23 protein-coding genes and 1 pseudogene are annotated in these 20,656 nt (G+C 54.3%); 16 read left to right on the top strand and 8 right to left on the bottom strand.

From position 1 onward, the window contains the following. The first annotated feature begins 72 nt into the window (after positions 1–72). Complete coding sequence (locus QQF33_RS25455) at positions 73–519, top strand: DUF441 domain-containing protein (protein WP_285158821.1); 447 nt, start codon at positions 73–75, stop codon at positions 517–519. On the opposite strand, the gene QQF33_RS25450 is transcribed toward QQF33_RS25455, so the two are convergent. Then, entirely contained in the window at positions 503–1,294 is a 792-nt protein-coding gene (locus QQF33_RS25450; protein ID WP_285158820.1) for an AraC family transcriptional regulator, read from the bottom strand. The genes QQF33_RS25455 and QQF33_RS25450 overlap by 17 nt on opposite strands. A gap of 99 nt (positions 1,295–1,393) precedes the next feature. Between QQF33_RS25450 and QQF33_RS25445 the strand changes: the two genes are divergently transcribed. Further along, positions 1,394–2,581 carry a CynX/NimT family MFS transporter gene (locus QQF33_RS25445; RefSeq protein WP_285158819.1) on the top strand — a complete coding sequence of 396 codons (1,188 nt, stop codon included), beginning with the start codon at positions 1,394–1,396 and terminating at the stop codon, positions 2,579–2,581. Positions 2,582–2,611: 30 nt separating this feature from the next. Here the strand turns inward: QQF33_RS25445 and QQF33_RS25440 are convergent, their stop codons facing one another. Then, complete coding sequence (locus QQF33_RS25440) at positions 2,612–3,319, bottom strand: CTP synthase C-terminal region-related (seleno)protein (protein WP_285144795.1); 708 nt, start codon at positions 3,317–3,319, stop codon at positions 2,612–2,614. Positions 3,320–3,469: 150 nt separating this feature from the next. On the opposite strand from QQF33_RS25440, the gene QQF33_RS25435 reads away from it, so the two are divergent. Continuing rightward, entirely contained in the window at positions 3,470–3,973 is a 504-nt protein-coding gene (locus QQF33_RS25435) for a DUF523 domain-containing protein (RefSeq protein WP_285158818.1), read from the top strand. Continuing rightward, a pseudogene (locus tag QQF33_RS25430) lies at positions 3,960–4,302 on the top strand (DUF488 domain-containing protein). The gene QQF33_RS25435 and the pseudogene QQF33_RS25430 overlap by 14 nt, the downstream one beginning before the upstream one ends. On the opposite strand, the gene QQF33_RS25425 reads toward QQF33_RS25430, so the two are convergent. Both QQF33_RS25425 and QQF33_RS25420 read right to left on the bottom strand, forming a co-directional pair. After that, positions 4,288–4,593, bottom strand: coding sequence for a hypothetical protein (locus QQF33_RS25425; protein ID WP_285158816.1), 306 nt, complete (start codon positions 4,591–4,593; stop codon positions 4,288–4,290). The pseudogene QQF33_RS25430 and the gene QQF33_RS25425 overlap by 15 nt on opposite strands. Before the next feature lie 82 nt (positions 4,594–4,675). Next, complete coding sequence (locus tag QQF33_RS25420) at positions 4,676–4,918, bottom strand: putative hemolysin (protein WP_282494962.1); 243 nt, start codon at positions 4,916–4,918, stop codon at positions 4,676–4,678. Between the two features lie 309 nt (positions 4,919–5,227). Between QQF33_RS25420 and QQF33_RS25415 the strand changes: the two genes are divergently transcribed. Together QQF33_RS25415 and QQF33_RS25410 are read left to right on the top strand one after the other, a co-directional pair. Beyond that, positions 5,228–6,256 carry a sensor domain-containing diguanylate cyclase gene (locus tag QQF33_RS25415; protein ID WP_285150741.1) on the top strand — a complete coding sequence of 343 codons (1,029 nt, stop codon included), beginning with the start codon at positions 5,228–5,230 and terminating at the stop codon, positions 6,254–6,256. 42 nt (positions 6,257–6,298) lie between these two features. After that, on the top strand, positions 6,299–6,397 hold the full coding sequence (locus QQF33_RS25410) for a YoaK family small membrane protein (RefSeq protein ID WP_041689378.1): 99 nt from the start codon (positions 6,299–6,301) through the stop codon (positions 6,395–6,397). Between the two features lie 798 nt (positions 6,398–7,195). Here the strand turns inward: QQF33_RS25410 and QQF33_RS25405 are convergent. Then, complete coding sequence (locus tag QQF33_RS25405) at positions 7,196–7,444, bottom strand: GlsB/YeaQ/YmgE family stress response membrane protein (protein WP_154125112.1); 249 nt, start codon at positions 7,442–7,444, stop codon at positions 7,196–7,198. Between the two features lie 480 nt (positions 7,445–7,924). On the opposite strand from QQF33_RS25405, the gene QQF33_RS25400 reads away from it, so the two are divergent. Beyond that, a complete protein-coding gene (locus tag QQF33_RS25400; RefSeq protein WP_285150742.1) occupies positions 7,925–9,493 on the top strand; it encodes a methyl-accepting chemotaxis protein in 1,569 nt (522 codons plus the stop codon). A gap of 83 nt (positions 9,494–9,576) precedes the next feature. Here QQF33_RS25400 and QQF33_RS25395 read toward each other — a convergent pair whose 3' ends face one another. Together QQF33_RS25395 and QQF33_RS25390 are read right to left on the bottom strand one after the other, a co-directional pair. Further along, positions 9,577–9,789, bottom strand: coding sequence for a hypothetical protein (locus tag QQF33_RS25395; protein WP_095281643.1), 213 nt, complete (start codon positions 9,787–9,789; stop codon positions 9,577–9,579). Between the two features lie 97 nt (positions 9,790–9,886). Then, positions 9,887–10,549 carry a DUF1120 domain-containing protein gene (locus tag QQF33_RS25390; RefSeq protein WP_285145886.1) on the bottom strand — a complete coding sequence of 221 codons (663 nt, stop codon included), beginning with the start codon at positions 10,547–10,549 and terminating at the stop codon, positions 9,887–9,889. 267 nt (positions 10,550–10,816) lie between these two features. Between QQF33_RS25390 and QQF33_RS25385 the strand changes: the two genes are divergently transcribed. The 5 genes from QQF33_RS25385 (at position 10,817) to QQF33_RS25365 (ending at position 16,237) form a co-directional block, all read left to right on the top strand. Then, positions 10,817–11,515 (top strand): fimbria/pilus chaperone family protein, encoded by a 699-nt coding sequence (locus tag QQF33_RS25385; RefSeq protein WP_282494958.1) that lies wholly within the window; start codon positions 10,817–10,819, stop codon positions 11,513–11,515. A 19-nt stretch (positions 11,516–11,534) separates the two neighbouring features. Next, the gene (locus QQF33_RS25380; protein WP_285158815.1) at positions 11,535–13,979 is read left to right on the top strand and encodes a fimbrial biogenesis usher protein; all 2,445 of its coding nucleotides are present in this window, start codon (positions 11,535–11,537) and stop codon (positions 13,977–13,979) included. Then, on the top strand, positions 13,976–14,530 hold the full coding sequence (locus QQF33_RS25375; RefSeq protein WP_285158814.1) for a DUF1120 domain-containing protein: 555 nt from the start codon (positions 13,976–13,978) through the stop codon (positions 14,528–14,530). The genes QQF33_RS25380 and QQF33_RS25375 overlap by 4 nt, the downstream gene beginning before the upstream one ends. A gap of 103 nt (positions 14,531–14,633) precedes the next feature. Then, positions 14,634–15,233 carry a helix-turn-helix domain-containing protein gene (locus QQF33_RS25370; RefSeq protein WP_282494955.1) on the top strand — a complete coding sequence of 200 codons (600 nt, stop codon included), beginning with the start codon at positions 14,634–14,636 and terminating at the stop codon, positions 15,231–15,233. 329 nt (positions 15,234–15,562) lie between these two features. Next, complete coding sequence (locus tag QQF33_RS25365; RefSeq protein ID WP_282494954.1) at positions 15,563–16,237, top strand: DUF1120 domain-containing protein; 675 nt, start codon at positions 15,563–15,565, stop codon at positions 16,235–16,237. 89 nt (positions 16,238–16,326) lie between these two features. Here the strand turns inward: QQF33_RS25365 and icd are convergent, their stop codons facing one another. Then, positions 16,327–17,577: an NADP-dependent isocitrate dehydrogenase gene (gene icd / locus QQF33_RS25360; RefSeq protein ID WP_174348626.1), complete on the bottom strand. Its 1,251-nt coding sequence runs from the start codon at positions 17,575–17,577 to the stop codon at positions 16,327–16,329. Positions 17,578–17,685: 108 nt separating this feature from the next. Between icd and rluE the strand changes: the two genes are divergently transcribed. The 4 genes from rluE to hflD are packed head-to-tail and all read left to right on the top strand — an operon-like array spanning position 17,686 to position 20,638. Beyond that, on the top strand, positions 17,686–18,348 hold the full coding sequence (rluE, locus tag QQF33_RS25355) for a 23S rRNA pseudouridine(2457) synthase RluE (RefSeq protein ID WP_282494953.1): 663 nt from the start codon (positions 17,686–17,688) through the stop codon (positions 18,346–18,348). A gap of 9 nt (positions 18,349–18,357) precedes the next feature. Further along, the gene (locus tag QQF33_RS25350) at positions 18,358–18,831 is read left to right on the top strand and encodes an NUDIX hydrolase (RefSeq protein ID WP_285158813.1); all 474 of its coding nucleotides are present in this window, start codon (positions 18,358–18,360) and stop codon (positions 18,829–18,831) included. Positions 18,832–18,871: 40 nt separating this feature from the next. Next, positions 18,872–19,981, top strand: a complete 1,110-nt coding sequence (gene mnmA, locus QQF33_RS25345) for a tRNA 2-thiouridine(34) synthase MnmA (protein WP_285158812.1) — start codon at positions 18,872–18,874, stop codon at positions 19,979–19,981. Between the two features lie 27 nt (positions 19,982–20,008). Beyond that, the gene (hflD, locus tag QQF33_RS25340) at positions 20,009–20,638 is read left to right on the top strand and encodes a high frequency lysogenization protein HflD (protein WP_095281631.1); all 630 of its coding nucleotides are present in this window, start codon (positions 20,009–20,011) and stop codon (positions 20,636–20,638) included. Positions 20,639–20,656: the final 18 nt, after the last annotated feature.

Raw genomic sequence — 20,656 nt, 5'->3', positions numbered from 1 at the left:
GATAAAAGCCTGTTTACGCACGGCTTTGCGGGTAAAGTAAGCAGGCTTACTTTTTCTGGCAAGGAACCCCTCATGTTTGACCCTACCCTGCTGATCCTGCTGGCGCTGGCGGCGCTCGGCTTTGTCAGCCACAACACCACGGTGGCGATTTCGATCCTGGTGTTAATTATCGTGCGCGTCACTCCGCTCAATGCCTTCTTCCCGTGGATTGAAAAACAGGGACTGACCATCGGGATTATTATTCTGACCATCGGCGTGATGGCCCCGATCGCCAGCGGCACGCTCCCGGCATCGACGCTTTTACACTCTTTTGTGAACTGGAAATCGCTGGTGGCGATCGCCGTGGGCGTGTTTGTCTCCTGGCTTGGCGGGCGAGGTGTGACGCTGATGAGCTCTCAGCCCTCTCTCGTCGCCGGTCTGCTGGTCGGGACGGTGCTCGGCGTGGCGCTGTTCCGCGGTGTGCCGGTCGGCCCGCTGATTGCCGCCGGGCTGGTGTCGCTGTTTATTGGGAAGTCGTAGACAGACTGGCGATATAGCGTGCGGGGGTTTGTCCCAGCCCTTTCTTGAACATGGTGATGAACGCGGTGGTGGAGTCATATCCCAGTGACTGCGCCGCCTGCTGCACCGATTTGCCGCTGATTAACAGCTGGAGCGCCACAATCAGCTGCAGCTGATGCCGCCAGCGGCGAAAACTGAGTCCCGTCTCCTTCACCACCAGCCGCGCCAGATTACGCTCGCTCATCGCAAAGTGATTTGCCCACTGGGCCAGCGTCTGCCATTCGGCGGGGTGTTCCGCCATGGTTTCGCTCATCATGCGAATTTTCGGGTGCGGTGAAACCGGAAGCTGAAGTTGCTCCTGCGGCTGCTGCGGCACTTCGTCAAACAGCACATCCACCAGCCGCGTCGTCGCCGCAAGCGACAGCTCTTCGGGCGTTATGGCGGCCAGCGTCAAAATCAGCTCGCGCACCAGCGGAGAGATTTTCAGCGTGCAGCAGCGATCCGGCAGCGTCACCGCGCCGGGCTCGATAAACAGAAAACAGAGCTGCGCGCCGGGCGTGGCTTTGTTGCTGTGCGGGATTTGACCAGGGATCCACACCGCGTACTGCGGCGGCACCATCCACATCGCGTTTTCCACTTCGCAGGTGATGGCCCCGCGCAGGGCGAGGATCAGCTGACCTTTGCGATGCTGATGGACGGGAATGCGCTGTTCGTCTTCCACCACGCGGATGCGAAACGCCACGGCCGCATCGTGCTGGCTATCGGGATCGTAGCCGTCGAGTCCAAGACCTTGCATAAAGTTGTCCGATATGAGCGATAAACTGTCATTTTAGCTTGATTCAAACACCGCTGAAAACGGGTATTGTGTGCCCTCGTTACGATGTAAGAGAAAACCATGACCACTGCCATTCCCTCTTCCGGCAAGGATCGCCTGCTGCTGATTGCCGGTATCCTGATGATTGCCACCACGCTGCGCGTGACCTTTACCGGCGCGGCTCCTCTGCTGGATATGATTCGCCACGACTACGGCCTGACGACCGCCCAGACCGGTTTGCTGACGACCCTGCCGCTGCTGGCCTTTGCCCTGATCTCTCCGCTCGCCGCCGGTGTGGCGCGCAAAATCGGCATGGAGCGCAGTCTGTTTATCGCCATGCTGCTGATCTGCGCAGGCATTGGCATCCGTTCGCTACCCTCCTCCGCGCTGCTGTTTATCGGCACGGCGGTGATTGGCTGCGGCATTGCGCTCGGCAACGTGCTCCTGCCCGGCCTGATTAAACGTGATTTCCCCGGCCAGGTGGCCAAACTCACCGGGGCCTACTCCCTGACCATGGGCGCGGCGGCCGCGCTGGGTTCGGCGATGATCGTCCCGCTGGCGCTGAGCGGCGCGGGCTGGAACGGCGCTCTGCTGATGCTGATGGTGTTCCCGCTGGTGGCGACGCTGCTGTGGCTGCCCCAGTGGCGTCAGAAGCATACCGCCTCATTAAGCGGCGCGCGGGCGCTGCATAACCGGGGGATCTGGCGCTCGGCGCTGGCCTGGCAGGTGACGCTGTTCCTTGGAATTAACTCGCTGATTTACTACGTGATTATCGGCTGGCTGCCGGCGATTTTGCTCAGCCACGGCTACAGCGAAACCGAAGCCGGGTCGATGCACGGTTTGCTGCAGCTGGCGACAGCCGCTCCGGGCCTGGCCGTGCCGTTGCTGCTGCATAAGCTGAAAGATCAGCGCGGCATCGCCGGATTATCGGCCCTGATGTGCGCCGTGAGTCTGGCCGGGTTCTGGTTTGTGCCGGATCAGGCGGTGCTCTGGACGATTGTCTACGGCTTTGGGTCCGGCGCGACCATGATTCTCGGCCTGACCTTTATCGGCCTGCGTGCCAGCTCGGCGCATCAGGCGGCGGCACTTTCCGGCATGGCGCAATCAGTAGGCTATCTGCTGGCGGCCTGTGGGCCTCCGCTGATGGGGAAAATTCATGACACGGCGGGCGACTGGCGAATTCCGCTGATGGCCTGCGCCCTGGCGGGGGTAGTGATGGCGGTCTGTGGGGTGCTGGCCGGGCGCGACCGCGAGATCACGCCCAACTGAGTCTGACGGCAGGCCGGACGGCCTGCCCGTTTAGCTGCGTGCGGCGTGGAGCATCGCCTGCACCAGCGGCACCGGACGCCCTGCCAGCGCACCGCGCTCGTGCTGGAACAGGGTGGCGACGAAGAACGGATGCGTCACCAGCTCAACCGCCCGGATTTCACCCTGCTCATCCCAGCCCGTCACGCGCATATCGCCGCTTTCCAGCTCTTGTGTGAACTCAGGCGAGACGCCGTAGTTGCAGTGATACCCTTCTTCAATCTCTTCCCGACCGTAGGCTTTGGCAATAATCGTATTGGCGCGAAGCTCGATGGTGTCGGTTTTTTCCACCAGCGAGCAGGTCAATGGCGCGATCACCATTCTGCCGTCGGTGTCGGTTTCCGCGTGAGCCGCATCGGTCCAGCCCAGCACGTTGCGCGCATACTCAATCAGCGCATGCTGGAACCCGCCGCAGGTGCCGAGGAACGGAATACTGTTTTCACGCGCAAAGCGCGCGGCGATGAAGGCCCCGTCGACATTCTTATAAGGGCTTGCCGGAACCAGCCAGATCGCGTCGTAACCCACCAGATCTTCCGGGCTGGTCAGCTCAGGGGTGGCGATCCAGTCGTAGTCCGCCGTTAAATCCAGTACCGCAGCGGCATCATCGATGGATAAAGGGATCGCCTGATGGGCGATAACGTCAGGGTTGTAGTCACCGACAAGGGCAATGCGCAGCGTATCTTTTACCGGGGTGTGTTCCATGAGGGGTTCCATATGCCAGAGAATTATCAGATAACATAAGGAACCTCAGCCTACCGATCTTTTGCAGGCTTCACAATACCTTAAATTGGAGGGGGAAAAACTCGGGTGGTATAGTGGTAACGTATTTTCCCCCCCCTTCTTCGGATCGTTATGAAAACCAAAATTCTGGTCAGCGCCTGCCTGATGGGTCACAAAGTTCGCTATAACGGCAGCGAAAAAGCGGCGATCTCTGCAACCCTCCACCGCTGGCAGCTTGAGCAACGCCTGGTCACTCACTGCCCGGAGCTGGCGGCGGGATTGTCGATCCCCCGTTTACCGGCTGAGATAGTGGAAGGCGGCGGAACTGAGGTGATGGCAGGCCATGCGCGAATTCTGGAGAGCGACGGCAGCGATGTCACCGCGCACTATCAGCTTGCCGCCTGGCTGGCGTTGCGCGCCGCCCAGGAGGGAAAGTGCAGCGCCGCGCTGCTCACCGACGGCAGCCCGACCTGCGGCAGCGAACAGATCTACGACGGCACGTTCAGCGGGCAAAAACGCGCCGGAATGGGCGTCGCCGCCGCGCTGTTACGTGAACATGGCATTCAGGTATTTTCCGACAACCAGCTTGCAGAGCTGATCGCCTGGGTTGAGGAGAGAGACAATGATTCAGTGTAAACGGGTGTATGACGCGGCGAGTGCGGACGACGGCTACCGCATTCTGGTCGACCGACTCTGTCAAGAAAGAGGATCTGGCGTTTGATGAGTGGTGCAAAGCGCTGACGCCTTCAAGCGATCTACGCAAAGCCTTTCACGGCGAAACCATTGATTTCACCGCTTTTCGCGAGGCGTATCAGCAGGAGCTGGCGCAGCACCTGGACGAGGGAAAACGCGTGGCTGCCCTCGCCCAAAAACAGACCGTGACGCTGCTCTACGGCGCGAAGAATACCCAACAGAATCACGCCCTGGTGTTAGCCGACTGGCTGCGTCAGTTAGCTGAAGGTTAATTCGTCGAGCGTTTGCGAGGCGTCGTCCGGCGTCAGCGGCAGGAGATGTTCCGGTCGCACAAACGCGAACCCATGCTGATTATCGACAGCAAAAACATCGCCGGTAACCAGCCACAGGGCGCGGTCGGCGCTGGCAGGCAGTTCGGTCATCACGCCGTTGACCGGATTGAGGAAACGCTCGCCAGGCTTGCAGAGTTCAAAAAGCTCAACGGATTTGCCGATATTGCGCCGCCCGGCGGCGGTGCGGGCGCCAATGACCATGCACAGGCTGCCCGGTTTTAACTGGAACATACTTCTCTCGCGGTAAGGGTTATCAGCCCCAGGGACTGAGATAATTCTTAAAGAGAAGTGTATCGCAGTCGCGCCTTGACTGTCACGCGGCAGGCGTAGGGTGATCGCGGCGGAACAGATCCCACTCGTCAATCACTTCCCCGCCCGGCAGTTTGCACTCGGTGCGAACGCCCTGCGGACTTTGTACCGGAACGCGCTCTCCGCCCTTCTTCACGCAGTAGACGGCAGCAGGATTCGCCATACCGATTTGCGGAGGTTTTGGCGCGTCGGGAGGGGTCGAACAGGCGGCTAACGGCAGAGCCATCGCCAGCAGCAGATATCGCATCGTATTGTCCTTTCTGTTTGCAGAGTTTAAAGCGTACCGACTCTTCGTTGTTTTCTCCATGATTTCTCCATTAAACCTGCACTTTTTCACCCTATAGTGGCTGCGTTCTCAATGACCAGAGAACATCATTCCGTAATCAAGATGTCTTTTGCCCTGCCCGCAACGGCGGGGCTTTTTTTCGCCTGCCCAGCGGCATCTGCCGCGACAATATATAAAATTTCCTGTATTCGTGTTCTACTATGCCCCAGCCGAAAAATTCAGCACAACATGCAGATACTGGCGTCTTCTGCATGGGAGTCTACCTACGTCATGTCGGATATTATTCTTGCCCGTGTTTCAGAAACCCTCGCAACCGAACAATCCCTTGAAAGCCTGGTGCGTCAGCTCCTGGAGATGCTGGAGATTGTCACCGATATGGAATCGACCTATCTGACGAAAGTCGATATCAATGCGCGTTTGCAGCACATTCTTTACGCCCGCAACAGCAAGCAGATGCAGATCCCCGAGGGGCTAAGCGTGCCCTGGGGCGATACCCTCTGTAAGCGCGCCATCGACAGTCACTGCTTTTTCAGCAACGAGGTGGCGGAACGCTGGGCGGATTGCGACGCGGCCAAAGCGCTCGGCATCACCACCTACGTGAGTATTCCTATTCATCTGGCCGATGGGTCGCTGTACGGCACCCTCTGCGCGGCCAGTACGCAGAAACAGACCCTGAGCGACCGCGGCGAGCAGGTGCTGCAGCTGTTTGCCGGTCTCATCGCCCAGTACATTCAGAAAGAGTCCTTAGTCATTCAGCTGCGCGAAGCCAACGCGGCCCTCATCGCCCATTCGTATACGGATGCACTGACCGGTTTACCCAACCGCCGCGCGATTTTTGATAATCTCAATACCCTCTTCTCGCTGGCGCGTCATCTCAAGCGCAACGCTATTATTGCCTACATCGATCTGGATGATTTTAAGCTCATCAACGATCGCTTTGGTCATGAGACTGGCGACCAGTTTTTGGTGGAAGTGGGTAAGCGGCTGACCGACGGGCAGACAGAAGATGATATCGTGGGCCGACTCGGCGGCGATGAGTTTTTGGTGGCGTGTCTGAGTAAAGGCGATAACGCGGCCGACAACGCGCAGATAAATATTCTGCGCACGCAGATCGGGGCGTCAATTGCCGGGGAATACTGGCTCGGCAACGTGCATCTGGTTTATCCTGGCGCAAGCCTGGGCGTAGTCGAAGTCGATCCTGCCGATACCGATGCTGACAGCGCGCTGCGCGCGGCGGATACGGCGATGTATCGGGAGAAAAAAGGCAAAAGCAAAACGCGCTTTCTCCCGGAGGAGTAACCCCGTACACTCTGCGGGCAAGGAAACCTTAGAGGTGATGTGATGAGGATCGGAATTGTTTTCCCGGTCGTGATTTTTATCACGGCAGTGGTCTTTTTAACGTGGTTTTTTGTCGGCGGTTACGCCGCGCCGGGGGCGTAAATGCGCAAGACAACCATCATTATGTTGATCGTCGCGGTAGTGGCGATGGCAGGCACCCAGCTCGGCTGGTGGTGACCTCTGCAAACGAAAAAGGCTGCCAGATGGCTAATGCCAGTCAGTTAAGCAAAATAATGAATTTAAATTCATTATTTTGCTTGCTCAGGACCTTTATGGCTTCAGTGGAATTGTTCCGTTCACTTTCGTTCCTCTGCTTCCGGTCCATCTCTCTGCGGTGAACGTGCCAGGGTGGCTCAATCGCCACCACCCTGGCAACCCCGGCTCCCGGCAAAGAAAATCGCCGCTTCGCGGTGCCTTCGTCTTATTCCTTCCGGCTGACGGGGACGGGCGCAGGTAACATCCCTGTAAGTCGCGCCCTCGACGCACATCCCTGTGCGTCGCCCCTGCCTCCAGTCAACGCCTCAGCGATTTTCAGCCGGACTCCCGTTCCCTCAACCTTCACAGCTGTCTGCATGTGGCACCGGTGTGGGTCCCCGCTGAAATCGGCGAACCGGAGGCCGGATGACAAGGGCTGGACGCCAGGGATGGCGGCCAGAGGCGAAACGAGACAGGAAGTCGAGTCGAGCCGACCGCAGGCAGCGGGCCGGGAGGTGAGCGCAGTGCGAAGCACCGATTTCTTTGCGGGGCGCGGGGATTGAAAAGGGGGCCGCGTGGCCCCCTTTTCACGTTCACAAGTTGTGAAGCGATTATATTCTGCGGAACATAAGGTGAACGGAACAACCTCAGATGCTTAACTGACCAGCATTAGCCCGATGGCAGCCTTTTTCACGTTTCAGACGCTTAGCTTTTGATTTTTCTGTAGATAAACAGAACGACCAGCGCGCCGATCACCGCAACAGCAAAGCTGCCGAAGTTAAAGCCATCGACTTTACCAAAACCGAACAGGGTGCTGATCCAGCCGCCGACGACGGCGCCCACGACCCCCAGTATCACTGTGACGAAGAACCCGCCGCCATCTTTGCCCGGCATGATCCACTTCGCCAGAATCCCCGCAATAAGCCCAAAGATAATCCAGGATAAAATTCCCATAGCTTTCCTCTCTGTATGGTTTTTGTCATTAAATCAACGACACAGAAAAGGATAGCACAGGATCTCCAAAATGAAATTTGTGATAAGGATCACACTGTCTGACTGCGCGTTTTATCAGCACTAAAAAAATGCCGCACCACACAAAAGATGGGGTTGCAACTTTAGTTGAGAAAGATTATCTTTCTCAACACTGAATAGTTGAGCAAAACACTTAGGTATTCAGTACGACATTGCTCACATTGCTTCCAGTATTTCTTGCCCACTTTATAGTGGGCTTTTTTTGGCGACATCGCGCCCCGCCTGACATACGCATCCGGATCATCAAGTTTAAATCTCGCTTTTCCCCTCAGAAAAAACAGTAAACGTCATATTTTGGTTTTAGGCTGATTTTGCTGTTTCTGCGAATCAAGCCCCATATCCCCCTGCCGATAACCCTTCCAACATTGATGGTACTCGCTACAGGTTACAAAGGGGTTTATTGTGAAAAATATTAAAATCAGCGTCGGGCTGTTGATCGTTCTGACGACATTTACGCTCATGCTCATTCTTTCCAGCGGCCTGGGGCTCTACTTCCTCCACCGCAGCAACAGTGATATTCAGACTTTGAGTTACAACGCCGGAGAGCAAAAGGCGCTCAACAACGTGCGTAACGCCATTTTGCGCGCGCGAGTTATCATTGATACTGCCGCTCAGGCCAAAACTCACGGCGATGATATTGACGAGCCGGGTATCCAGGAGAGTATCCGCAAAGAGATGCAGACCGCTGCCGAGCAGTATCAGCTGTTTGTGCAGATCCCAGGGCTTTCAACCATTCATCCCGAAGTCGGCGAGAGAATGAAAGACCGTTACGACCAGCAAATGGGCGTGATTACGCATAATGCGGGCCTGGTGATCAATGTGAACGATCCGCAGGAGCTGAAGTCCGCGTTAGCCAAATATGCCGAAACCACCCAGCAGGTTCGCCAGGCCTGGGATGATGAATATCGCTCTTACATTGATACCACACAGAGCAATCTGGACGGCGTCATCAGTTACAGCAACAGCTCCTATCACTTTGCCCTGTATGTGATGATCGCCATGCTGGTGGTGGCTGCCGTCTTGTTCTTTGTGATCAACGGCTGGATGCGCAAAATGTTAGTCCTTCCGCTGCAGGAAGTGGCTGAGCATTTCGAGTTTATTGGTAAAGGCGATCTGACCGGGGAAATCCACGTCGAAAACAGCAATGAAATTGGTTTGCTGTGCGCCTCGCTGCAAACCATGCAGGCCGAGCTGAACTCCACCGTGGTCTCTATCCGTCAGGGCGTTGAGTCGATCAATATCGGCACGCAGGAGATTTCAGCGGGCAACAGCGACCTCTCCCGTCGTACCGAAGAGCAGGCAGCCGCCGTCGTGGAAACCGCCGCGAGCATGGAGCAGATCACCTCTACGGTGAAACTGAATACCGACAATGCGCTTGAAGCGGCACAGATGGTGCAGAATGCCGCCGGTATTGCCAACGAAGGCGAAGAGCAGATGCGCGGCATGATGAAGAAGATGGAAGCCATCAGCCAGAGCGCCCAGAAGATGGTTGAGATTATCAGCGTTATCGACAGCATCGCGTTCCAGACCAACATTCTGGCTCTTAACGCCGCAGTAGAAGCCGCCCGTGCCGGTCAGTCCGGACGCGGTTTTGCGGTGGTCGCAGGGGAAGTCAGAAACCTGGCCCGCCGCTGTACGGACTCCGCTAAAGAGATCACCACGCTGATTAACGAATCACGACTCTATATCGAAGAAGGCGCGGAGCTGGCGAATAAAACCAGCCAGACCATGCTGGATATCAGCGGGGCCGTCAGTAAGGTCAACGTGATGATGGAGAACATCGCGCTGGCATCGGAAGAGCAGAGCCGCGGCGTGGAACAAATCCGCATCGCCATCACGCAGATGGATCACGTTACGCAGCAAAACGCCGCGCTGGTGGAAGAAGTGGCGACGACCGCATCGGGCGTGAATGGCCAGGCAAACCTGCTGTCACAGTCCGTAGCGCTGTTTAAAGTGAAGGATATTTTCTAAACCGGCTGTCCGGGAGCAAAGTTGCTCCCGGATCCGCGTGAGAACATCGTGATGGATGAAAACGGTTAGCAGAATATTGACGCTCAGTGATGGTGAATTTCACCATTGCTGTGCTTAGGCCCTATTCGTCCTGCTTCAATTAAGATCTCTTCTATCAACTCCTCCAGACACTCCCGCCCGTGATGATCGCAGACCAGGTGTACCTGACGAGAAATCTCCTCCGTTTGCATCCCATCGCATAACGCCGATTTCAGCATTACCGATGCCCACCGTTTGGCTTCAGAATGAGTCAACATAACCCCTCCCGCTATAGGTTACCTGTTTAAGCGTAGCTACAAGAAAGTTAATCGCCAGGGTTTTTGACCGGTAAAATGCAACACCTTTTTACAGGGCTTAGAGATAGACCAGGCTTATCGTCGCAAGCCCTTCATACGGCTGGTCGTCCGTCAGCGCCAGGGTTTTGCGGCTTTGCACGATGGGATGGACTGACAGTTCCACTTCGGCGGTTTCAACGGCCAGCGGATGGGTGAAATCCTGAGTATCGGAAAAGGCCGCCAGATTGCTGCCGCTGTTTGAGGCGCGGGTTGAGCTGGAGGCCAAATTCCAGTCAGCGCCGTTATTGTCAGAGAAGATCGTGCGGGCCGGGGCATTATTGACCACTGGCGTGTCGGGGCCGACCAGGTAGAGGTAATAGTGGCCGATATTCACGCCCCCTGCTGTTTTGCCGATGCCAAATCCGTAAGTGGCAATATCCGCGCTGCCGCCGTCCAGGGTATCGCTGCGGTCATCCTGAAAGGTGAAGGCTAACGCGACAGGTTCAGAACAGGTAATGTGGAGGCTGATATTGCGCGTATCCAGCCCGCTCGGGGTGTCTTCGTAGAGGTGATCCACGGGAAATCCGCCAAAATCCAGCAGACCACCGTTATCCAGCGAAGGTGTACAGGAGCCCATTACCAGCATGGCCTGGACTTTGATAATCGCGGTATCTGCGGCCATGACATCAGGTGAAAGCAGCAGCGGGACAACCGCTGTTGCACGCATTAATGATTTTATCATTGCCAGTTCCCATTTTGAGCACGGGTAAATACAGCATCCATATTATGAATACCCTTAGTGAATCTGTTCAGAAGTTAATGATATACGGCTGTTTTTCTATTTTGCAAATAAATAAATCGCAAAATCGGACTCCAAATTGACTTTGTTTTTGGTTTATTTTCGAGCTGATTTTAACAGTGCACCTAATTAGAATGCACGGCATCGGATAGCGATGTTCGTCATCAACCTCCGCCTTTTAATATAATTTAATTACCGACTGGAGATAATATGGTTCACCTGAAAAAATCAGCAAAACTCATTACATTATTACTTATTATTAAATCCGCCGCCGCACTGGCCACGGGTATGGTTCCAGAATCCTCGCTGCTTATTATTGAAGAGCAGGATAAAGGCGGTAGCATTAATGTTAAAAATACCGACCCGCACCCTTCCCTGCTGTATACCAATATTGTCGATATTCCTGGGGATACAGGTACGCATCTGACCGTCACCCAGCCCGTCACCCGTGTCGAAGATGGACAGACCCAACAGCTGCGTTTTATTCTGGCGACCGATGCCCCATTAACAACAGAACATTTGAAGCGCGTGACCTTTGAAGGTATTCCACCGAAAATAAAAAGCGATCACAGCCGGGTGTCCATTAATATTCGTCAGGATATTCCGGTACTGATTCATCCGGCAAGTCTTGCGGTCGTAAAAGATGCCTGGACACTGCTGAAATGGTCTGCATCCGGTAACACAGTTACTGTCAAAAATGACTCTCCTTACGTGGTGCGTATGGCTGAAAATCTGGTGGCTCAGCCTTCAGGTACGCAAATGAAAATTAAGCAGACTTATATTCTTCCAGGTCAGACGCTGACTGCGCAGGCAAAAACATCACTTGCCGGAGATAGCCAATTAAAATTCTTCCCGGCCAGTCGCTACGGCATTGATGTCCCAAGCTACACCGCCACTCTGAATAAATAATCTAACCGAGTATTCTGAGATGGTTTCGTTATCGCGTCGTTATTTATCGTTAGCCGTACTGTGCTGCCTGTATCCGGTACTTTCCTCGGCGACTGAAGCTCCGCTGGAGTTTAATACCAGCATCATCAAAGATCGTGGGCTTGATCCTTCACTGGGTCACTATTTTGCCTCTACACCGAAATTTACGCCCGGCGTAAAAATGGTCACCGTGGTGGTGAATGGCGAGAGAAAAGGAAAGGTATCCGCAACTTTTGGCCAGGATGGCCAGCTTTGTGCCACCACCCCTTTTCTGCAGGGAGCTTCGTTAGTGGTGCCGCATGAAGTGACAAAGCTCAGCGATGACGAAAAGAGCAACGCCTGTTTCGACTATACCAAAACCTTCCCAGGCACAGTGATTACTCCCGTTCCTGCACAGGAAGAGCTGGATCTGGTCGTTCCGCAAGAGGCCATTGATACAACAGGCGAAGGCGATCAGGCCAAAGATTACAGCACGGGCGGTACGGCAGGCATTCTCAATTATACCGCTTTCGCGACGCAAAACAGGTCTGACAGCGGCAACAGCGAGACTAAGCAACTGATGCTGGAAGAGGGTTTGAACGTCCATGACTGGCTGTTTCGCAGCAGACAATCCCTGGCAGAGAATGACGGCACGCGTACCACCGATAACCTTTACGCCTATCTGCAGCATACGCTTGTTGATAGTAAGAAATTATTCCAGGCGGGTGAAATCAACACTGGCGGCACGATTTTCGCTGGCACCGCCATTTCAGGTATGCAGATCATGCCGGAAGAAGCACTGAGCCCGGAAGGCAGCAGCGGTGTGGCTGTTTCTGGTATTGCCCGCACAGCCCAGGCGCGTGTTGAAGTCCGCCAGGGAGGCCGGATGGTCTATTCCACTCTGGTCCCCGTGGGTCCGTTCACTCTGAACGATGTTCCGATTATTCGCAGCAATGCCGAACTCGATGTCACGGTCACGGAAACCGACGGCAGTAAAAGCCATTTCGTGATCCCTGCTGATGCGGTGAACAGTCATCAACTGACCAGTCCGTCAGGCCTTTCTGCCGCCGTGGGCCGCTATCGCAGCAACGGCGACGGGGAGAGTCAGCCGATGCTGGCGACCCTCTCCGACGGCTGGCGGGTCAAACCCTGGCTGAATATCGGTACCGGCGTGATGACTGCACAGGGCTATGACTCTGCGGCTATCACGCTGGATACCTTACCCTTTAATAAAATGCTGCTATCGGCCACTTTTAAGGCGTCGATGGATGAAGAGCATGGCGTAAAAGGACGTAGCAGCACCTTGTCAGCCAGCTACGCCTTGTCCGGCCAACTGACGACCGATGTCAGCATGACGCGTTATACCCAAGGCTATCGCGAACTGGAAGATTCTCTTGAGGATGATTTTCAGCAGTACGAAGGCCAATACTCTGCAGGGATGCATTACTCCCTGTCAAATTTGGGTTCCTTTAATCTGCGTTACTCAAAGAACCAGGGTACAGAAGGAACCGAAGGCAGCGAATTTGTGAACGCCTCATGGGGTAAGTCATTTGGCCACATGAACCTGAACGTCAGCTGGCAGCGCTCTGTGAATCAGAAAAACGATGATCAGGACGATGGTCGCAACGAGAGCGAAGACAACGGGGACACGGTGTTTGTGAATATCAGCATGCCCCTTGGCGGTCAACACGTCAGCGCCTACTCGCACACCATGCATCATGAGACCAATACCGGACTGCAGACCAGCGGGGATATCAGTCAGAGCACCAGTTATTCCCTGGCGGCCGAGCGCGATCTGGCCGATCGGGAAAACAGCTTCAGTGGCTCGATCAACAGTAATCTGCACTACACCCGACTGGGCGTTAGCGCCGGAACCGATGGTCAAGATGGTCGTAACTATGGTGTGGCACTTTCTGGTGGCGTGGTTGCGCATGATAGCGGCGTAACCTTCTCACCCTGGCCGGTTAAGGACACATTCGCCATCATCGATGCGGGTAAAGATTTGGCCGGAACGCGAATCAACACCCCAGCGGGTGATGTCTGGACCGATCATTGGGGCAAGGCCATCGTACCTTCCGTTAATCCGTACCACAAAGTTCGAGTCGAACTGGACAGTAATAGTCTTCCGCAGGATGTAGACGTCGAGAACGGTTTCAGTGAACTGGCAGCAGGTCGCGGAGCCGTCGGGCACGTAGCGTTCAATACGCTGCATGTCCACCGGGCCATGATCCGCGTGCAAATGGCAAATGGTAAGACCCTGAAAAAAGGCAGTACCGTGGTTGATGGTGACGGTAACTACGCTGCCACGGCAGTGGACGATGGCCTTCTGTTTATGGAAGACGTTTCTGCCAAACCGGCGCTTTATCTCACGAACGAAGATGGTGTGAACGTATGCCAGATCAGTTACGCCCTGGCAAAAGGTGGCGAAAATCAGACTTATGAAAATATCAACGGGGTATGCAAATGAAAATCCAATCCATCATTAAATTCACGCTACTGGCGGGATTACTCTGCGCAAATGCTGCCCGCGCCGAATGCGACGTCACCGTTTCTGATACGACTGTTGATTACGGCAAGCTCAGCAACAACGACATTACCAGCCATCGCGGCGGTGTCTATACGCTGGATGATCGTGAGGTCAGAGTGAATGCTATTTGCAGTGAACCGCAAGCGATGGCGCTGTTCATTAGCGATGATTCTGGTGAGCGACGGTTTCGCTTTGGAGACAACGGAGATATTCTGATCTCTGCTCAACAGGCGGTGCTGGACGGTAAACCCGTTGATCTCGGTAAGACTCTGTCCCATGGCTCCTTTGTCCCTAAGCAAGAGAGAAATCGGAAAAAGGTGCTGGTGCTGAATAACGACGGCCTGCTTCCTGTTCGTAACGGTGAAGTGCCTGCCGGTCAGCAATTCTCTATACTTTTGCATATTCGACCCGCGCTTAAGCAGGGGATACATTCCGTCCAGGATGAAACGAACTTGATGACCAACCTGACGGTTCAGCTTGAGGGCCAGTAATAAAACTGCATATGCATCAGGTCGTATCTATGTGGCTATCAAGTCACACCTCCTTCTGAATATAGGCTACCATTAACGGCAACAGTGACGAGTGGAAAAAATCATGTTAAATCCCAAGGAACATATTCAGCTCTTAATTGACAACTTATCACAACAAGAAAATATATTTTCTAAACGTAAAAACCAAATTGTCACAATGGATGGTTTCACGGAAAGAAATATACTTATATTCCATGAGGGTGTAATTTCAGGCTGTCGTCCAAGTGATGACCGTCTGTTAGTTAACTTTAGCGCCCCGCGAATTTTCGGCATCAACCTCTACTTCGATACCACATATCTCTATTTTCGTGCCTGCACTGACATTCGTTATGAATTTCTACCATTCGTAGAGGCAGAGAAAATCATCAATGATAAAAACCTGTGGCAAGGTGTCTCCGTCAACCATATGACAACCATCGCTAACATGCTGAAGTATGTTAACAATATGGCTGGGGTATCCAGCTATGCCCTGGTGATTAACTGTCTGTATCAGCTGCAGGCAGAACCTGAAATTATTCGTTTACGTCGTACAGCAGCTGATTATATTGTCGATAAAAGCGGGCTATCGCGCAGCACAGTGATGAAGATGCTGGCCCAGTTTAAGGCCGAAGGTAAGATATTGCTCAGCAAGGGCTTGCTGATGGATGTGAAGAACCTCGAGTAATCAGCCTTATAACTCATCTACTTTGCGGATTGCCAGTATCGATTGTTCAGGCAATCCGTAGTCTTTTTAGATTCTGTTGATCCCTCCCCCTTTACATTACCACGCGTCGTTGCTCTTAATTCTATCTAGATTAAAAAATTGCATTTATTTCCACACCTCATTAAAAATGCTGATTTCTATAAATATAAATTCAAGTCCAATTTTACACTCAACATTGAATCCATAACTGCGTGCTTATTGAATTGATGCATTGAGAGGAAACACAGATAATATGTCCAACAAGACAACAGTGTCTTATTTAAATCATCCAACTGAAGAGTCATTATTCCATGAAAAATATTTTTAAATTCTGTGCAGCCGCTGCACTCGTTATCTCTACCGCTAATTCAGCATTCGCAGCTGATACTGCCGACCTGAAAGTACAAGGTAAGTTAATTATGGGTTCCTGTACGCCTTCTCTTTCATCCGGTGGCGTAGTGGATTATGGAACACTGCCGATCGCTTCTCTGAGTGATACTGCCGTAAACCAGTTGGGTGATAAGAATATTACCCTGACTCTGAGCTGCACAAGTCCAACTAAAGTAGCCTGGACGACAATGGATGATAAATCTTCAAGTGTTGTCGATACAGCTCCGAAAGTAGGCAGTGCTGTTACAACCGCAGCCAATGAGTTTGGTCTGGGCGAAACAGCAGATCATGTCAAATTAGGCTCATATGGTCTCGTTGCCATTTACGATCAAGCCACAGTTGATTCAGCCCCTGGGCATCTGGCAGATTCTGTTGATAATGGTGCCAACTGGGCCCCAGAGGCTGGTGACGTCTATAACCACCCAGACGGTAGCCGACTGATCACCTTCGCTGATACTCAGGGTAATCCCGTTGCAATCACCACAGCCAGTGATGTTTTGACTGTTGGCGCATCAATCCAGGATACTGCCACTCTGGCGATTACCGATGACACCCCTCTGGACGGCCAGGCGACCATCTCTGTGAAGTACCTGTAAGCGACTCTTACGAGGCAAAGTCACACCTAAACAGACATAAAAAAACGGGAGCCCATCGGCTCCCGTTTTCATTTAATCCAGAAAATGGATTACATGTTTTTAATGATCGCGTCACCAAACTCTGAACATTTCAGCAGCTTAGCGCCGTCCATCAGACGTTCGAAGTCATAGGTTACGGTCTTAGCGTTGATCGCGCCTTCCATACCTTTAACGATCAGGTCTGCGGCTTCGAACCATTCCATATGACGGAGCATCATCTCCGCTGACAGGATGATAGAACCTGGGTTCACTTTATCCTGACCTGCGTATTTAGGTGCAGTACCGTGGGTGGCTTCGAACAGCGCACACTCGTCACCGATGTTGGCGCCTGGGGCGATACCGATACCGCCAACCTGGGCTGCCAGGGCGTCGGAAATGTAGTCACCGTTCAGGTTCATACAGGCGATCACGTCGTATTCCGCCGGACGCAGCAGGATCTGCTGCAGGAACGCATCGGCGATCACGTCTTTGACCACGATCTCTTTGCCGGTATTTGGGTTCTTGATTTTCACCCATGGGCCGCCGTCGATCAGCTCACCACCAAACTCCTCACGCGCCAACTGGTAACCCCAGTCTTTGAAAGCGCCTTCGGTGAATTTCATGATGTTGCCTTTGTGCACCAGGGTCACGGAATCACGGTCGTTGGTGATTGCGTATTCGATGGCTGCACGTACCAGGCGTTTAGTGCCTTCTTCGGAGCACGGCTTGATGCCGATGCCGCAATGTTCAGGGAAACGAATCTTCGTCACGCCCATCTCATCGCGCAGGAACTTGATCACTTTCTCGGCTTCGGCGCTGTCGGCTTTCCACTCGATACCGGCATAGATGTCTTCGGAGTTTTCACGGAAGATCACCATGTTGGTCAGCTCAGGGTGTTTAACCGGGCTTGGCGTGCCCGCGTAGTAACGCACCGGGCGCAGACACACGTACAGGTCAAGCTGCTGGCGCAGCGCAACGTTCAGGGAACGAATACCGCCACCGACCGGAGTGGTCAGTGGGCCTTTGATGGCAACGCGGTAATCACGAATCAGGTCCAGAGTTTCTTCTGGCAGCCAGACATCCTGGCCATACAGCTGGGTAGATTTTTCGCCGGTATAGATTTCCATCCAGGAAATTTTCCGCTCGCCCTTATAGGCTTTCTGCACGGCGGCATCCACCACTTTGATCATGGCTGGCGTCACATCCACACCGATACCATCACCTTCAATGAAAGGAATGATTGGGTTGTGAGGGATGTTCAGTTTGCCATCTTGCAGGGTGATCTTCTTACCTTCCGCCGGAACGACTACTTTGCTTTCCATTAACCTCTCCTTCGAGCGCTTCTGGTTTTTTGTTAATGAGTTGTAATATGCGAGCTCATACTACTCGAATATCAGGCTCGCGCCAATCACTCATGAATTTCCGTTATAATGCTCGAATACACCCATTCTGAAAACACTATGAACAAAACTTCTTTTAGAAATCACCAAGTTGAACGATTCAGCACGCGACGCAGCGCCAAAAAAAAGCCTGACACTGGACCGAAGCGGCTGGTTATCTTCAATAAACCTTATGATGTGCTGCCGCAGTTCACGGACGAGGCGGGACGCAGCACCCTGAAAGATTACATCCCGTTACAAGGAATTTATGCCGCTGGCCGCCTGGATCGCGACAGCGAAGGCCTGCTGGTGCTGACTAACGACGGTCAGCTACAGGCGCGACTGACCCAGCCAGGCAAGCGCACCGGCAAGATTTACTACGTGCAGGTGGAAGGCGAACCGACGGCAGAGGCGATGGATGCCCTGCGCAATGGCGTGACGCTTAACGACGGCCCCACCCTGCCCGCGGGCATTGAGCTCGTCGAAGAGCCAGCGTGGTTATGGCCGCGCAATCCGCCGGTTCGCGAACGCAAAACCATCCCCACCAGCTGGCTGAAAATCACCTTATATGAAGGACGGAACCGCCAGGTGCGCCGCATGACGGCGCATGTCGGATTTCCCACGCTGCGCCTGATACGCTATGCAATGGGCACATTGACGCTCGACACTCTGGCGTCCGGTGAATGGCGAGAGATCCCGATCGACTCAATCTAAGGAGAACAGATGTTTAAACCACACGTTACCGTCGCCACCCTGGTGCATGCCGAAGGCAAATTCCTCGTCGTTGAAGAGACCATCAACGGCAAAGCCCTCTGGAACCAGCCCGCAGGTCATCTTGAAGCCGACGAAACGCTGGTCCAGGCCGCGCGTCGCGAGCTGTGGGAAGAGACAGGCATCCACGCCGAGCCGCAGCACTTTGTGCGTCTGCATCAGTGGATCGCCCCGGATCGCACGCCGTTCCTGCGCTTTTTATTCGTCATCGAACTTAACGAAATGTGCGCCACTGAGCCGCACGACGATGATATCGACCGCTGCCTGTGGGTCACGCCTGAGGAGATCCTGAACGCGCCAAACCTGCGCTCGCCGCTGGTTGCCGAAAGCATTCGTTGCTATCAGTCTGGCAGCCGCCTGCCGCTTGAGGTGATCGCAGAATTTAACTGGCCGTTTACAGAGGGTGCCAATGCGGGGGGCGCGTGATAGAATACGCCGCCTTTAAGTTCAATGTCGTGAGTATTCCATGTCAGATAACAGCCAGAAAAAAGTGATCGTCGGCATGTCCGGCGGTGTCGATTCCTCCGTTTCCGCCTACCTGCTGCAACAGCAGGGCTATCAAGTGGAAGGCCTGTTCATGAAGAACTGGGAGGAAGACGATGGCGAGGAATACTGTACGGCGGCAGCGGATCTTGCGGATGCGCAGGCCGTGTGCGACAAACTCGGCATTGAGCTGCATACCGTTAACTTTGCCGCAGAGTACTGGGACAACGTGTTCGAACTCTTCCTCGAAGAGTACAAAGCGGGCCGCACCCCGAACCCGGATATCCTCTGCAACAAAGAGATCAAATTCAAAGCCTTCCTCGAATTCGCCGCTGAAGATCTGGGCGCAGATTACATCGCGACCGGTCACTACGTACGCCGCGCGGATGTCGATGGCAAAAGCCAGCTGCTGCGCGGCCTCGACGGCAACAAAGATCAGAGCTATTTCCTCTACACTTTAGGCCACGAGCAGATTGCGCAAAGCCTGTTCCCGGTCGGTGAGCTGGAAAAGCCGGAAGTGCGTAAAATCGCCGAAGAACTGGATCTGATCACCGCGAAGAAAAAAGACTCCACCGGTATCTGTTTTATCGGCGAGCGTAAATTCCGCGAATTCCTCGGGCGTTACCTGCCTGCTCAGCCGGGCAAAATCATCACCGTTGACGGCGATGACGTCGGCGAGCATCAGGGGCTGATGTACCACACTCTGGGCCAGCGTAAAGGTCTGGGGATCGGCGGCACCAAAGAAGGCAGCGAAGAGCCGTGGTACGTGGTCGATAAAGATGTCGAAAACAATATTCTGGTGGTGGCGCAGGGGCACGAACATCCGCGTCTGATGTCCGTCGGGCTGATTGCCCAACAGCTGCACTGGGTCGATCGCGAGCCGTTCACCGGCACCCTGCGCTGCACGGTGAAAACCCGCTATCGTCAGACAGATATCCCTTGCAGCGTCACGGCCATTGATGACGAGCGCATTGAAGTGCGCTTCGACGAGCCGGTTTCTGCCGTCACGCCTGGCCAGTCCGCCGTCTTCTACAGCGGCGAAATTTGCCTCGGCGGCGGGATCATTGAACAGCGTCTGCCGCTGGCCGAATAAACCGATTTCACACCAAAAGGAGCACGTGTGGCGAAGAATTACTATGACATCACCCTGGCGCTGGCCGGTATTTGCCAGTCCGCCCGTCTGGTGCAGCAGCTGGCACATCAGGGTCATTGCGACGCTGATGCGCTGCACGTTTCGCTCAACAGCGTTATCGACCTTAACCCAGGCTCGACGCTGGGCGTATTCGGTGGCAGCGAAACCAATCTTCGCCTCGGTCTCGAAACCCTGCTCGGGGTGCTGAATGCCAGCAATCGTCAGGGGCTGAATGCAGAGCTGACCCGCTACACCTTAAGCCTGATGGTGCTGGAGCGTAAGCTGAGCGGCGCAAAAGGAGCGATGGACACGCTCGGCAACCGCATTGACGGGCTGCAGCGTCAGCTCGACCATTTTGATTTGCAGTCCGAAACCCTGATGAGTGCGATGGCCGCGATTTATGTCGATGTCATCAGCCCGCTGGGTCCGCGCATCCAGGTCACTGGCTCCCCTGCCGTGCTGCAAAGCCCGCAGGTGCAGGCGAAGGTTCGTGCCTCGCTGCTGGCCGGTATTCGTGCCGCCGTGCTGTGGCACCAGGTTGGCGGTGGCCGACTGCAGTTAATGTTCTCTCGTAATCGCCTGACGACTCAGGCAAAACAAATTCTTGCTCATTGTTAACCTCCCGGAGTTGCGAAT

The sequence above is a fragment of the Lelliottia wanjuensis genome (assembly GCF_030238365.1).
In the GTDB taxonomy this organism is placed as follows: Bacteria; Pseudomonadota; Gammaproteobacteria; order Enterobacterales; family Enterobacteriaceae; genus Enterobacter; species Enterobacter wanjuensis.
This window is presented reverse-complemented; position numbering and strand designations above follow the sequence as displayed.